The 517-nt window shown below is 45.8% G+C and carries 1 protein-coding gene and 1 pseudogene; both read right to left on the reverse strand.

From position 1 onward, the window contains the following. Positions 1–305 (reverse strand): replicative helicase loader/inhibitor (locus NE473_RS33290; RefSeq protein ID WP_256265554.1); only part of this gene is annotated, 305 nt, incomplete at its 3' end. Beyond that, positions 302–517, reverse strand: a pseudogene (locus NE473_RS33295) (hypothetical protein); the annotation flags it as partial. The pseudogene NE473_RS33295 and the gene NE473_RS33290, both read right to left, overlap by 4 nt.

The raw sequence follows: 517 nt of genomic DNA on the forward strand, positions 1-517 counted from the left end.
AGTGCCTCCGCCTCCCTCATATATCCGTAGCGCCTTACAGCCATGTTGACCTCGCCCCACGCTTCGTCAGCATCGGGGATACGCGTTTCCATCAAATCTGCCGCATACAGTCTTAAGTCTGATATTGTAGGTGGAAATTTGTTAGACAGTGCATATTTCTTGAGAGCCATTATAGCAACCGGAAAAGGAATATCTCCCAGTAGTTCATACCACCAGTCCATCTGATCTCCCGTTGCCAGCAGGTTGCCTTTTGGATATGCCGTTTTTATCCGATCTGCAAATACTGCAAATTCCTTTGTGTTCATTCCTCTCCTCCTCTTGACATCGCCCAGTTATACATCATTTCCCGGCTCTCGTTTTGCTTGTCCTGTTGTTTTCCTACAGGGCTGCATGATGGCTCTGTCCTGTTACTGTAATTGCCGTCAAGCACCTTAGCCATATTACCGTCACTGATAAGCCAGTCAAATGTCGCTGACCAGTTTTTATTATTTTTGCCTTTTAAAAATTCACTCTGCTC

Origin of the sequence: Hungatella sp. SL.1.14 (assembly GCF_024460495.1) — a bacterium.
Classification (GTDB): Bacteria; Bacillota; Clostridia; order Lachnospirales; family Lachnospiraceae; genus Hungatella; species Hungatella hathewayi.